This window comes from Geobacillus sp. E263 (assembly GCF_007197795.1).
Lineage (GTDB): Bacteria > Bacillota > Bacilli > Bacillales > Anoxybacillaceae > Parageobacillus_B > Parageobacillus_B toebii.
Genome location: NZ_CP041632.1, coordinates 270466 through 284379, shown reverse-complemented (window position 1 = coordinate 284379; position 13914 = coordinate 270466). Strand labels below are relative to the sequence as shown.

Sequence of the window (13914 nt, the reverse complement as noted above, 5' to 3'; positions counted from 1 at the left end):
ACATTTTCCTTCTTAGCAAAAAACCTCCCACTAACCGTTACCCATCGCTTCCACAAAAAGAAACTGCCGCGGAGGTTTAGCTCTGCGGCAGTTTTTCCTTTTCGGCCATTTCTTGCAACTGTCGTCTGTCAGATAGCTTGATATTCTTCAACCCAAATACGAGCACTGTTCCACCAATGACAAAAATAAGTCCAAATAGGAAAACCGAATGAAGCGAATCCACGAGCGACTGTTTTAAAATCGGCACAAATGTTTCTCTCATTTGCGGCGGTATTTTCTCTAAGGCCTCCGGGCTAAGCAAAATCGAATAAAGCCCTTGCGGATCATCATGAATCATATGGGCAAACCGGTCCACCATTCCTTTTGCTTGCACCGGAAGCGACTGAAGCATTGGCATGAGACGGTCATCCAGCAACTGGCTCGAGCGATGGTTCATAATCGCCCCTAAAATCGTCATTCCGAACGTCCCGCCGATCGCACGGAAAAATTGGCTTGAGGAAGTGACGACACCAAGCTCAGACTTTGGAAAACTCTCTTGCAAAGCGAGCGTTAAAAGCGGCATCACTAACCCCATTCCAAGCCCTAAAATGATCATATACAACGTGGCGGTCCATTCGGACGTATCCACATCCATCGTGCTTAATAAACCGAACCCTGCCGCCATAATGGCCATGCCAATGAATAGCTGTGATTTTACACCAATTTTATAAACGGTTCGGCCACCAACGATGCTTCCGATAATCATCGTAATCATCATCGGCGTCATAATCGTGCCGGACTTGGTTGCACTTACTCCGACAACCCCTTGCATAAAAAACGGAACAAACATAATCGCCCCAAACATGCCGACACTCATTAAAAAGCCAATTCCATTTAATACGGTAAACGTGCGGTGTTTAAATAAATGCATCGGCAAAATCGGTTCTTCCGCTTTTCTCTCTACAAATACAAACAGCGTTAAAAAGACGAGTGCCACGGCAAATAACGTGAAGATCTGCCATGATGCCCATTCATACTTATCCCCGCCAAACGTTAACGCTAAAAGCAGGCTAACCACGCCGACAACCATCGTAAACATCCCGGCAAGATCAAATTTCACTGGCCCCTCGGCTTTATATTTGCTCAATCCCATCGCAATAAAAATGGTTGCTAAAATCCCGACAGGAAGATTAATGTAAAATACCCAGCGCCAATTTAAATGGTCGACGATAAAACCGCCAACTTGCGGGCCGATGACGGAGGCAAGGCCGTATAATCCACCGAAAACCCCCTTGCCATTTCGCACGTTCTTTTCCCGTAAACACATCTCCGATGACGATCATTGCCATCGGCATCATAATTCCCCCGCCGATTCCTTGCAGTCCGCGGTAAATAATGAGCTCTGTCATATTATCCGCCATGCCACAAAGAGCGGAGCCAACCATAAAAATGACGAGTCCTGTCACATAAACGACTCGTCTGCCTAATAAATCCGCAAGTTTTCCGGCAATCGGCACGATCGTGGTCGATGTCAACATATAAGCGGTCGTCAGCCATATCATTAAACTTAATCCTCCAAGCTCTCCAACGATGCGCGGCATCGCCGTTCCGACGATCGTTCCTTCCAATGCTCCAAAAAGCATGGCAATCATAAGGCCAGTAATTAATATCTTTCGATGCCGAACGGTGTTCGATTGCATTTCAAACTCATTTACTTGTTCCATTTTCGTCTCTCCCATCTATTCGCTGTCATATATTGTTGGATAACTTCTGTCAACGATGCTAAATCATCAGCTAATAGCGGAATATGTTGATTTTCGATATATAATAAAATTCCTTTCACCACATATTTCCTTGGTGCCGACTCTTCATTCATTAACTCTGCTTCTAACGCATCAAGCGCGTCATGAAGTTCGTGCTGTATTTTTTTATCGAGTGAAAACGATAAAATCTTTTTTTGCATATGGGCAATGTGGGCGCTGATCTTTTCTCGCAATACACGGCGTTCTTTTTCTTCTATTTCCATCAACGGCTTTAACATTTCTTTGTTTAAAATCGGCGATTCTTCATGCGAAAAACTCGCAATGATCGCATCCAAACGCCGTACGAGAAAACGCGCTAATTCTTCGGCATGAAACTTATTTGCCTGCAAAATGAAACAAAATATATATTGCCGAATCATGCCGTTTAACATCGTCGCCACATCAAGCACGTACCGCTCTACCTCTGTTCCATATACTTCGATGAGACGGTCGCAATACCAAGAAAAGATGTTAGCATACTGCTTCAATAAATAATGGTGAATATCGTGGCTAATTTTTGGCAGCTGTTCGTTCATCATCATTTGCAAAAAGTCTTTATGCTCATGCATATTCGCAAAATGTGCGGCGATTTGCTGAATAAACCGCTCTTTTTCTGAACTGCTATCCTGTGAAATGGCGGTGATGTTTGCCATCATTTTTTCAAAATAGTGCTGAATAATCGCCAGCATCAAATCTTCTTTTGACGAAAAATGATGATAAAACGCTCCTTTCGAAATCCCCCACGCATCGACGATATCTTGAATCGATGTCGAATGGTATCCTTTTTCAGCAAACAATTTCATCGCTGTTTCGATAAATTGCACTCTCCGGCCTGCTGTCATGCCCGTCATCTCCTATAAAGAGGAACTTTTCGAAATACCTGGCTCGATGCATTGCCGATACGATGGCAATGAGATGCGAGGTTTCGCAATTTCCGCACGCACGCCGCGCTGCCGAAGCCATTGAACAATTCGTTGATAATTCGTTTCCTTTTTCATTGGACTTCGCTCCTAACGATAATATGACTAGACAGTCAAAAATATTATAAAACAGCGGTATATATTTATCAACTTATTTTATAACATGATTCTATATAAATTATGACCCATCAGTCACAGAAATTAAGAAGTAGGTCCCTACTTCTTTTTTATTTTGGCTAAAAATATAAAAAGACCGCCTGTTTGAACAAGCGGTCAGTGGATCATTGTGCAAGCGCCTGTTCGGCGAGAGCAAGCGCCCCGCAGATGCCAGCGTTATCGCCAAGACCTGGAAGCACAATGTACTGATCGATATCATGCAAAATCGCTTCTTGCTGAATGTACCCATTCAACAGTTCCTGAACGTTGCGGCGGATTTTTGGCAACAGCTGTTTTTGCTTCATGACACCGCCGCCGATAATGACTTTCTCCGGCGATAAAATTAAGATGTAGTTGGCAATCGCCTGCGCTAAATAAAATGCTTCTAACTCCCATACTTCCGAGCGATCAGCCAGCTCCGCGCCTTTTTTCCCCCAGCGCTTTTCAATCGCCGGTCCGGACGCCATTCCTTCTAAACAATCTCCATGATATGGGCAAACACCGGCAAATGTGTCTTCCGGATGACGGCGGATGAGAATATGCCCCATTTCCGGATGCATAAGACCATGGAGCAGGTTCCCTTCGACAATCGCCCCGACGCCGATTCCGGTTCCAACCGTAATATAAATGCAGCTTCGCATCCCTTTTGCGGCACCCCAGCGCCGTTCACCGAGCGCGGCCGCATTCACATCCGTGTCAAATCCGATCGGCACTTGAAAATGCCGCTTCATTTCACCGACAAAATTAAAATTTGCCCATTTTTGTTTCGGCGTGCTTGTAATATAGCCATATGTCGCACTATCGGGATGCAAATCAATCGGACCAAAGGAACCGATGCCGATCGCCTCTAATTCATATCGGCTAAAAAAATCGATGACATGGCGCATCGTTTCTTCCGGCGTCGTTGTTGGAAATGTCACTCTTTCTTTTATATTTCCGCCGCGATCCCCGACAGCACATACAAATTTCGTTCCACCTGCTTCAATCGCCCCAAGATACACGCATTTCTCCTCGCTTTCGTCTCTATGATTTCCGATTTTATTGTACCATAAGGCAAAGGCATTAAGACAGTCAACTACCCAACGGCTAAAGCCGTGGGCTTGCAACTAGCCTAATTGGCTGCCGCGTTCGGCTGGTTGACAGCAGCCCTGCGGATGTTTTCCGCAGCCACGTTGTCGGCAGGGGCAGCGTACCCACAAGCTCGACAACAAAACTGATCCCTTGACGGTCTGTTTTCTTTGGCCACATGTCCGCAAACCGGACAGGTGCGGGAAGTATTTTTTGGATGAACCAATACCACCGGCACGCCAGCGATCGCCGCTTTATACTCAATAAACTTTCTCAACTGATAAAAAGACCAAGAAGAGTGTTGACGACGCTGTTGCTTTTTAACCGTTTTCTCGGTGCGTTGGCGGATGCCCTTTAAATCTTCAAGGGCAATGCCGCATCCGAGTGCCTTTGCCTTTTCAACAATCTTCTTGCTAATGCAGTGGTTCACATCACGGGCAAATAGTTTTTCCTTCTTGGAACGCTTTTTAAGCAGGCGTTTCGCTGACTTGGTGCCTTTCTTTTGGAGTTTGGCGCGAAGTTTCGCATGGCGGCGGCGCAGCCCGTTGACCTTCGAGCCGGAAAATACCTCACCGGTGCTATCGACAGCGATATTAGTGATGCCAAGGTCCACACCGATAAATCCGTTTTCGGAATTGGACTGGCCTTCGGGAACGTCCACCACGAGCAGTAAATAAAAAATACCGTTTTGAAGGACTAAATCGGCTTGACCCCGAACACGGTTGCCGCACAGCAAACCTTGATGGTAGCGGCTAATGACCATAGGGATTTCCATTCTTCCTTGCAAGGTAAGGATGGAAGCATACTCTAACCCTTTAAAGGACAGGATTCTTTCATCATACACGATGGCACCGGTTTCTTTAAAGTTATGCAAGGTTTTTTTATCCAAACGATAGCTTTCCGACACTTTGCCGATGGCACGAACGGTCATTTGGGCAGAGAGGCCAAATTTTTCCCTGACGTCATAGTAGCAAAGCCGCTGGATTTTCGTTTTGGAAAAGGTTCTGGAGCGAAAAGCAATCTCGCTAATATAGTTGCATGCTTGGTTAAACCGTTTCATTGTTTCCAGCAGCGCATGAAACTGTTCAAGAGTTGGCATTAATTTAATCTTGAGAGTGCAGAGCATTCTTGATTCACCTACCTTTCTAAATCCAGTGTACTTATATTGAACGAAAAATTCAATATATACTGAAAATATAAACCCCGCCTTCCTCCCACAGCTAAAGCAGTGGGCTTCCGGCGGATGTTCTCGTGAACGAAAAAACCAGGTTGGTAAACGTTTTCAAAAATGTTGAATTTTTAGAGGTGATGTTTTATGAGTAAAATATAAATATATGAATATTTTGAATATTATTATCTATTGATTTTTATGATAATATACATATTATTCCACGTCAATATTCATGCAGAATTGGATTTTTTTATTTTTAAAAAATAATGTCACTTCTAGTAGAAATTCATTTGCCTTGCTAAAGGAGGAGCTTATGCAATTCACCCGCATTCACCATATCGCGATTATTTGTTCCGACTACGAACGGTCGAAACATTTTTATACGAATATCCTCGGTTTCAACATTATTCACGAGCAATATCGAAAAGAACGAAATTCGTACAAATTAGATTTGCAAGTCGGCGAACATACACAAATTGAGCTGTTTTCCTTTGAAAATCCGCCAAAGCGGCCGAGCTATCCGGAAGCGTGCGGGCTGCGCCATCTTGCCTTGGAAGTTGACGATATCGATGAAGCTGTCGCATACTTACAAACGCAAGGCGTCGCTACGGAGCCGATCCGGATCGACCCAGTTACAGGGAAACGGTTCACGTTTTTCCGCGATCCCGATGAGTTGCCGATTGAATTGTATGAGCGTTAAAATGGTATAGTTACGACAAACAAGGAGGGACCGCCATGATTCGATTTGCCACGATCGGAACGAACTGGATTACGGAAGCATTTATTGAAGCGGCAAGAAAAGTAGAAGACTTCGCATTAACCGCGGTATATTCGCGGACGGAAGAAAAAGCGAAGGAATTTGCGGCGAAAACAGGTGCCAAACGGACGTTTACGAACCTTGAGGAACTGGCGAAAAGCAAAGACATCGATGCCGTCTATATCGCAAGCCCAAATTCTTTGCACGCCGAACAGGCGATTTTGCTTATGAATCACGGTAAACATGTGCTATGCGAAAAGCCGATGGCATCGAATACAAAAGAAGTCAAAGCGATGATTGATGCGGCGCGCCGAAATGATGTCGTCTTGATGGAAGCGATGAAAACGACGATGCTTCCGAACTTTCTAACGATTCGCGAACATTTACATAAAATCGGGAAAATACGCCGCTATTTCGCCAGCTACTGCCAATATTCATCCCGCTATGATGCGTACAAACAAGGAACGGTCTTGAACGCGTTCAATCCCGCCTTTTCCAACGGTTCGCTTATGGATATCGGCGTCTATTGCATTTACCCGATGGTCGTCTTATTCGGAAAACCGCATCGCCTTCAAGCAAATAGCTTGAAACTCGAATCCGGCGTTGACGGAGAAGGAAGCATTATTTTTGATTACGGCGACATGGATGCGATGGTGATGTACTCAAAAATCACCAACTCTTATCTTCCATCGGAAATTCAGGGGGAAGAAGGAAGCATTCTGATCGATGCGATCCATACGCCGGCAAAAGTGGAAATTCGCTACCGAGACGGGCGTGTAGAAGACATTACCGTTCCACAAGAGAAACATCCGATGTATTATGAAGCGAAGGAATTTATCGAGCTGATCAAAAGCGGAAAACGCGAATCCGAAATCAATTCACATAATCATTCGCTGCTGACGATTGCCTTGATGGAAGAAGCCCGCAAACAAACGGGAATCGTGTTTCCTGCTGATGAGTAAAAACAGCTTCCTGCATGTCTGCAGGAAGCTTCCTCATTTCTTCTGCCAATTGGCGCTATGCTCATCTGCCTGTTTGGCGACAAACATCATGCTCATGACAACAAGCATCACGAACGCCCCAACGAATAATCCAGCGATAAAAGCAAGCATAAAGACCTCTCCCCTCTTTGATTCTAGCAAACTTGCTTTTATCATTATTTCCATATTTGCCAAAAACGATACTTGGGAGAGGCCGCAATATGACGACGGTATATTCTTTTTCGATCTTTTCACAAAGATTGTCGTTTTTCATAGTTTTTCTATAGTATTGTTATATGTGGTAAATAAAGGGATATTAAGGTAGGAGGTGTTTTTTGCTAAAATGATCGAAGCTTTAGGAAACTTCTTTAGTGCCATCGCAACGGCTCTATTAGGCAAAAAACACAAGAAAAAATAAAGATATCTGGGCACGGAGTTAGCCATTAGTTCGATTGCTCATCCCCTAAACACTTCTCAAGATTTTATATTCGACAAGCAGAAATAAGCATTTGTTTGACTCGTTCATCAAATGCTGTTTTTTTGCCCATTTCAAGTCAAATCGTCTAAATGCTTTGCGGCGACTTCTTGTAATCCATCATCCACATTTTTCAGCAACAATCTATACGGAAACATCCTTCTTTTTCCTTTTCCAATACATATACAAACGGACAAAAAGCAAGGCAAGGAACGCTCCGCACGAGTCGATCGCCACATCTGTCGGCGCAGCGGTGCGCCCCGGCTCAAACGATTGATGCCACTCATCCGTCATCGCGTACACCGTCGCAAAGACCCATGCGCCAACATACGCCATACGCCCTCGTTCAAGCGCCCGCCAAACAAGCACCGCCAGTATGCCAAATTCGGTTAAATGCGCCAGCTTCCGAACAATAAAATTTAACGGAGACGACGCATCATCCCCGTCATGGCCAAATGGCAAATACGACAACACCGCTTCTAATATGCGCTTCGTATTTTCACCGGTAAACAGTGAAGATTCACTAAAGCAATAAATGACGATACACCAGATCACGACAAGGCTCCAGCGTTGGATTTTTTCTTTCATACACATCACCTGTTATTTACCTTACTATCTTTATGAAGCTGTGGCAATAAAAAATACCTTCTGCCCGTACATGGACAGAAGGTAAATCAATCGATTATTTATTTCCTTTTACTAACTCCAACGGAACAGGAATAAATTTATCCACTTTTTCTCCCTTTAATACTTTCAACGCTGTTTTTACTGCATTCTCTCCAATAAGTTCTGGCTTTTGAGCAACAGTTGCCGCCATTTTTCCTTCTTTAACCGCCTTCACCGCGTCTTCTGTTGCGTCAAAGCCAACGACGATTACATCTTTCATACCGCGCGCCTCTAACGCTTCTAATGCCCCTAGCGCCATTTCATCATTGTGAGCAAATACAGCTTGAATGTCCTTATGGCTTTGTAAAATGTTTTCCATGACGGATAATCCTTTGGCGCGGTCGAAATCAGCCGCTTGTTTCGCTACGACTTTTATATTGGACGCTTTATCGATGATTTGATGGAATCCTTCCCCACGTTCACGCGCGGCAGACGAACCAGGGATACCCTCAAGCTCTACAATGTTGCCGCCATTTTTTAGTTGTTCAACGATAAATTCTCCTGCCATTTTTCCGCCTGCAACGTTATCGGAAGCAATGTGGGTAACTACTTTCCCTCCATCTGCGCTGCGGTCCACCGTGATTACAGGAATATTCGCGCTGTTAGCCGATTCAATTGCCGATGTCACCGCACTGGAATCAGTTGGATTCACTAAAATCAAATCAACATCTTGCTGAATCAAATCTTCGATATCATTAATTTGCTTCGCAGAATCGTTTTGCGCATCGACAACGATTAATTCCGCACCTTCTTCTTTCGCCGCCTTTTCAGCACCTTCTTTTAACGTCACAAAGAATGGGTTATTTAACGTTGAAATCGATAAACCAATTTTCATGTTTCCGTCTTTCTTTGCTTCTTCTTTTTTGTCGCCGGTTGTGCCGTTATCTAACGAACAACCTGCTAAGACACCAATAACCAACAAAAACGCCAACAACATGCTAGCTAACTTTTTCATTGCTCTCTTCCTTTCCTTGTATAATGTTTTATTCATCAAGCTTCTTTGCGGCGATCAAGGAGCACCGCAAGAAGAATGACTAACCCTTTAATGACTTGCTGATAAAATGAAGATACATTCAATAAGTTCAGCCCGTTGTTCAATACACCAATAATGAGCGCGCCAACCAACGTTCCGAAAATCCAGCCGCGGCCACCCGATAAGCTTGTTCCTCCAAGCACCACAGCAGCAATCGCATCTAATTCATACGCTGTTCCCGCCGTTGGCTGCGCCGAGTTTAAGCGAGAGGTTAAAATGATTCCGGCTAATGCGGATAATCCGCCGGTTAAAGAATAAATCCAAATTTTTAGGCGATCGACGCGAATTCCGGATAAACGGCTCGCTTCCTCATTTCCGCCAATCGCATACGTATGGCGGCCAAACGTCGTTTTCTTTAATACAAAATATAATGCCACATACACGACAATCATAAACACAACCGGAACCGGAATGCCGAGAAAATACCCGCGTCCCATCATTTGAAACAAAATATCGTCCGAGGCAAAACCAGTTATAGGACGACCATCTGTATAAACAAGAGTTAATCCACGAAACATCGTCATCGTTGCCAATGTCGCGATAAACGGAGCAACGCGTCCTTTCGTAATCACAATGCCGTTTAGTATACCCATGAGAAATCCGGCAAGCAATCCGATGATGATCGCGGTAAATCCGTTCATTCCACTTGCCATCATTCCGGCAGTAATCGCACTTGAGAGCGCTAACACAGAACCGACAGATAAATCGATGCCTCCCGTTAAAATAACGAATGTCATACCAAACGCGATTAACGCGTTAATCGACACTTGGCGTAAAACGTTCATCCAGTTATTGACCGTTAGGAAACTGTCACTCAATATCGACAGCACAATACATAACAAGAAGAAGCCGATAAGCGGACCAAGTTTTTTTATATCAAAATTCCGTTTGTTTTCCATCATGCGTTCCCCCCTGTTGCCGCGCGCATAATCGTTTCTTGATCAATTCCTTCATTCTCCAAAATAGCGCGAACTTTCCCTTCATGGACGACCATAATGCGGTCGCTCATCCCAAGTACTTCCGGAAGTTCAGATGATACCATAATAATTGCGACCCCTTGAGCCGTCAGTTCATTCATAATTTCATAAATTTCTTTTTTGGCCCCAACATCAACCCCACGCGTTGGTTCATCTAAAATGAGAATGCGCGGCTCCATTGCCAGCCATTTTCCGAATACGACTTTTTGCTGGTTCCCTCCGCTTAACGCTTTTACCTCTAATTCTGGAGATGCCGTTTTAATGTTTAGTTTCTTAATTAACGTCGAAACTAACTCCTGCTCTTTCGTCGCTTGAATGACACCGGCTGCCGCCAATTGTTCTGATTTTGGCAACGTTAGATTTTCCCGCACACTCATATTTAAAATGAGTCCTTTTTGTTTGCGATCTTCTGTAATCATAGCAATTCCGTATTCAATTGCTTTTCTTGGCGATGTAATACGAACTGGTTGGCCGTCAATATAAATCGTTCCCGCGGTCGGTTTTCTTGCCCCAAAAATCGCCTCCATTATTTCGGTGCGTCCTGATCCCATCAATCCGGCTACACCAAGAATTTCACCAGCACGCACGGAAAACGAAATATTTTCAAAGACGCCTTCCTGTGTCAAACCTTCCACGCGCATCCGTTCTTCGCCAATGACCGCATTTCGTTTTGGAAAGCGCTCTCCAATTTGTCGACCGACCATCATGTGAACAATCTCATCAAAGTTTGTCTCGGCGATGCGCTTCATGCCGATAAACTGTCCGTCTCGGAGTACAGAAATGCGGTCGCAAATCGTGAAAATTTCCTCCATGCGATGCGAAATATAAATGATCGCAACTCCTTGCTGCTTTAAGGTGCGAATGACTTCAAACAACGTTTGAATTTCCCGCTCCGTCAACGCGGCGGTCGGCTCGTCCATAATCAAACATTTGGCGTTTGTAGAAAGCGCCCTTGCAATCTCGACAATTTGCTGTTTTCCTACCGACAAATTGCCTGCCAACTCATTCGGATCAATATCGATGCCGAGTTTTTCCAAATAAACTTTCGCCTGCTTTTCCATGTCTTTACTACGAATGATTCCTGTACGGCCGATGGTGCTTTCGCGCCCTAGGAAAATATTTTCCGCTACCGTCAATGTAGGAATAATGGTGAGTTCCTGATGAATGACAGAAATCCCATCACGTTCCGCTTCCTTTGGATGGCGATAATGCACTTCTCGGCCATCCACCAAGACCGTCCCGGCATCTCGCTCATAAATGCCGGTTAATACTTTCATTAACGTCGATTTTCCGGCTCCGTTTTCGCCCATGAGCGCGTGCACTTCACCGGTAAGTACTTCAAAATCGACGCCATTTAAGACGACATGCTGGTGGAACGCTTTTTTAATGCCCCGCATCACAATAAACGGTTTGGTCATCGCTCTCTTCCTCCTTTTTTGAAAATGAACACTACGAAAAGTTCACACCGGAGCGAAGAATAATATTGGCGTAAGGTGTCGCTTCCCCTGTACGAATGACTGCTTTCGCGGATTTGGTCATCTCTTTAAACTGTTCGTGTGGAACAAATTGCATCGGAACACTGGCCAATCTTTGCTGAATGTTTTCATACATAACGGGGTTTTCTATTTTGATTTCTTCCGCCAATGTGAACGCTTCCACTTCTAACTCTTCTAAAATCGCATCCAGCACCGATAAAAATGGTGGAAACCCCTTCACCAGTGATAAATCAATGCGGGCTGACTCATTTGGAATCGGCAGGCCGCAGTCTGCGATGACAATCGTATCGGTATGACCGAGAGAAGCCAATAACGTGCTTAATTCTTTATTCAGAATGCCCCGTTTTTTCATGATGAACACCCTTCCTTTTCCTGCAAAAATTTCTCCACTTCCTCTTCAGTCGGCATTCCGCCTTGCGCGCCTAGCTTTGTCACTGATAGCGCCGCCGCTGCATTGGCGAACAGACAAGCTTCTTCTAAACTCATTCCTTTGCTTAACGCGACCGCCAGCGCGCCGTTGAATGTATCTCCCGCTCCTGTCGTATCCACGACCGGAACGCGGAAGCCTGGTATGAGCATCTTTTTTCCATCTTTCCGAGTCGTCACGCCGCGCGCCCCTTCCGTGACAATCACTTTATCGGCAAACGCGTCCGCATCGACTTGTTCGAAAATAATATCCCGTTCATGTTCGTTTGGCGTAAGAAAATCGACTTGCTCTATAAGCTTCTGAGGCAGCGGCTGCGCTGGCGCAGGATTTAAAATGACGCGCACTCCATGCTTTTTCGCTAAAAAAGCGGCTCTTTCTACAACGGAAAGCGGAATTTCCAGCTGGAGTACACATACGTCACTTTTGGCAATCATTTCTTCGCATCGATCAATGTCTTCTGGACGAAGCGCATGGTTTGCCCCTGGCACAACGATAATTCGGTTATCTTGTTCCGAAATCGTAATCGAAGCAATGCCGGTCCCTTTATCTGTAACCGGTTTCACATTATCGATATGAACACCTTCCCGCTCCAATGAGCGAAGCAGCTCCGTTCCAAACGCATCCTTCCCGACTGCGCCAATCATATGCACATCCGCGCCAAGCCGCGCGGCCGCCACCGCTTGGTTTGCTCCTTTCCCGCCAGGAATGAGATGAAACTCCTCCCCTAAAATTGTCTCGCCTTGTGATGGAAAGCGGGAAGCGATCGTCACAAGGTCCATGTTGATACTGCCGACTACGGTAATCACTGGTTTTGTCATTTTCATTCCCCCCTACGCGTCGATTGTCGTACCACTAGTTCAACCGGAAGCACATAATGAAGCTTCTCAAGCGGTTTTCCTTCTATCTTTTTGATTAAAATTCTTGCGGCTATTGCGCCCATCTCATAAATCGGTTGGGAAATGGTCGATAGTTCCGGTGTCGTCATTTCCGTCAGCGGAATGCCGTCATATCCAATAATCGCAATGTCATCTGGAACCTGCAGCCCTAGCTGTTGAACCGCTTTCAGCGCTCCCACCGCCATCGCGTCATTTCCGGCAAAAATGCCGTCGATATCGTATTTATTTAATGCTTCGATCACCGCTTCTTTCGCCTGCTTTAGCTGATAGTTTCCAGAAATAATCAGCCTCTCGTCCCAAAGTCCCCTCTCCATCATTTCATCTCGATAGCCGCGAAAGCGCTCTATCGCGTTCACAACATGAGGTGGTCCTTGGATATGAGCAATTTTGCGGCACCCAATATCGTATAAATGTTTTGTCGCTAGCCGCGCTCCTCCATAATTATCAGCAATCACTGACGGATAGCTGCGACTTAGGGGACGGTCTAGCACCACCACGGGGATATCCCATTCCGATACTTCATCTAGTTGCAGCTGATTAGTCGTCAAAATAATACCGTCAACATATTTTTTCTTTAGCACTTCTATATATTCTTTTTCTTTATCTGTTTTTTCATCCGAATTACACAAAATCACGGTGTAATCATAAATATTCATCACATCTTCCACAGCGCGGACAAGTTCTGGAAAAAACGGGTTTGTTATATCTGGCACGATTAACCCGATTGTTTTCGATGTCTTTTTAAACAGCGCCCGCGCCACTTCACTCGGTTTATAATTTAATTCTTTCATCGCCTGTCTCACGCGCTTTTCGGTTTCTTCATTCACATAACCATTTTGATTTAAAACGCGGGAAACGGTTGCTACAGATACACCTGCCAGCTTTGCCACATCTCTGATCGTCGCCATTGTCGTTCGTCTCACTTTCTATATGTAACCGGTTACATATAGTATACAAAAATTTAGGAAAACTCACAATAGAAGATTTTTAAATTTGCTATAAGTAGACAAATATATTAATTCATTCTGAACCTCTGCACGACTAAAGTCGGCAGGTTCTTGTGTACTAAAGAGCTTCGTCTATACCTTCGTATAGACACTCACTCTCATTC

14 protein-coding genes and 1 pseudogene are annotated in these 13914 nt (G+C 44.8%); 2 read left to right on the top strand and 13 right to left on the bottom strand.

Annotated elements, in window-relative coordinates:
- Window positions 1-76: 76 nt before the first annotated feature.
- The 5 genes and pseudogenes from FNL97_RS01410 to FNL97_RS01395 all read right to left on the bottom strand — a co-directional run bounded on the left by FNL97_RS01410 (window position 77) and on the right by FNL97_RS01395 (window position 5051).
- Window positions 77-1703, bottom strand: a pseudogene (locus tag FNL97_RS01410) (MDR family MFS transporter).
- Entirely contained in the window at window positions 1691-2623 is a 933-nt protein-coding gene (locus tag FNL97_RS01405) for a TetR/AcrR family transcriptional regulator (protein ID WP_143414877.1), read from the bottom strand. The pseudogene FNL97_RS01410 and the gene FNL97_RS01405 overlap by 13 nt, the downstream one beginning before the upstream one ends.
- Window positions 2624-2635: 12 nt before the next feature.
- Window positions 2636-2779, bottom strand: a complete 144-nt coding sequence (locus tag FNL97_RS17850; RefSeq protein ID WP_015865188.1) for a hypothetical protein — start codon at window positions 2777-2779, stop codon at window positions 2636-2638.
- Between the two features lie 203 nt (window positions 2780-2982).
- The gene (locus FNL97_RS01400; RefSeq protein ID WP_143414876.1) at window positions 2983-3858 is read right to left on the bottom strand and encodes an ROK family protein; all 876 of its coding nucleotides are present in this window, start codon (window positions 3856-3858) and stop codon (window positions 2983-2985) included.
- Between the two features lie 110 nt (window positions 3859-3968).
- Complete coding sequence (locus FNL97_RS01395; RefSeq protein WP_143414875.1) at window positions 3969-5051, bottom strand: RNA-guided endonuclease InsQ/TnpB family protein; 1083 nt, start codon at window positions 5049-5051, stop codon at window positions 3969-3971.
- Window positions 5052-5409: 358 nt separating this feature from the next.
- Here FNL97_RS01395 and gloA2 point away from each other — a divergent pair, with 358 nt between their 5' ends.
- Together gloA2 and FNL97_RS01385 are read left to right on the top strand one after the other, a co-directional pair.
- Entirely contained in the window at window positions 5410-5796 is a 387-nt protein-coding gene (gloA2, locus tag FNL97_RS01390; protein WP_062677123.1) for an SMU1112c/YaeR family gloxylase I-like metalloprotein, read from the top strand.
- 35 nt (window positions 5797-5831) lie between these two features.
- Window positions 5832-6815, top strand: coding sequence for a Gfo/Idh/MocA family protein (locus FNL97_RS01385; protein ID WP_143414874.1), 984 nt, complete (start codon window positions 5832-5834; stop codon window positions 6813-6815).
- A 33-nt stretch (window positions 6816-6848) separates the two neighbouring features.
- Here FNL97_RS01385 and FNL97_RS01380 read toward each other — a convergent pair whose 3' ends face one another.
- The 8 genes from FNL97_RS01380 to FNL97_RS01345 all read right to left on the bottom strand — a co-directional run bounded on the left by FNL97_RS01380 (window position 6849) and on the right by FNL97_RS01345 (window position 13711).
- Window positions 6849-6965, bottom strand: coding sequence for a DUF3789 domain-containing protein (locus FNL97_RS01380; RefSeq protein WP_143414873.1), 117 nt, complete (start codon window positions 6963-6965; stop codon window positions 6849-6851).
- Window positions 6966-7452: 487 nt separating this feature from the next.
- Entirely contained in the window at window positions 7453-7896 is a 444-nt protein-coding gene (locus tag FNL97_RS01375; protein ID WP_143414872.1) for a VanZ family protein, read from the bottom strand.
- 94 nt (window positions 7897-7990) lie between these two features.
- Window positions 7991-8929, bottom strand: coding sequence for a ribose ABC transporter substrate-binding protein RbsB (gene rbsB / locus FNL97_RS01370; protein ID WP_062677120.1), 939 nt, complete (start codon window positions 8927-8929; stop codon window positions 7991-7993).
- A 35-nt stretch (window positions 8930-8964) separates the two neighbouring features.
- The gene (rbsC, locus tag FNL97_RS01365; RefSeq protein WP_097353915.1) at window positions 8965-9909 is read right to left on the bottom strand and encodes a ribose ABC transporter permease; all 945 of its coding nucleotides are present in this window, start codon (window positions 9907-9909) and stop codon (window positions 8965-8967) included.
- Window positions 9906-11402 carry a sugar ABC transporter ATP-binding protein gene (locus FNL97_RS01360; protein ID WP_143414871.1) on the bottom strand — a complete coding sequence of 499 codons (1497 nt, stop codon included), beginning with the start codon at window positions 11400-11402 and terminating at the stop codon, window positions 9906-9908. The genes rbsC and FNL97_RS01360 overlap by 4 nt, the downstream gene beginning before the upstream one ends.
- A 31-nt stretch (window positions 11403-11433) precedes the next feature.
- Complete coding sequence (rbsD, locus tag FNL97_RS01355; RefSeq protein WP_062677118.1) at window positions 11434-11832, bottom strand: D-ribose pyranase; 399 nt, start codon at window positions 11830-11832, stop codon at window positions 11434-11436.
- Window positions 11829-12725: a ribokinase gene (gene rbsK, locus FNL97_RS01350; RefSeq protein WP_143414870.1), complete on the bottom strand. Its 897-nt coding sequence runs from the start codon at window positions 12723-12725 to the stop codon at window positions 11829-11831. The genes rbsD and rbsK overlap by 4 nt, the downstream gene beginning before the upstream one ends.
- Before the next feature lie 2 nt (window positions 12726-12727).
- Window positions 12728-13711: a LacI family DNA-binding transcriptional regulator gene (locus tag FNL97_RS01345; protein WP_143414869.1), complete on the bottom strand. Its 984-nt coding sequence runs from the start codon at window positions 13709-13711 to the stop codon at window positions 12728-12730.
- Window positions 13712-13914 lie beyond the last annotated feature (203 nt).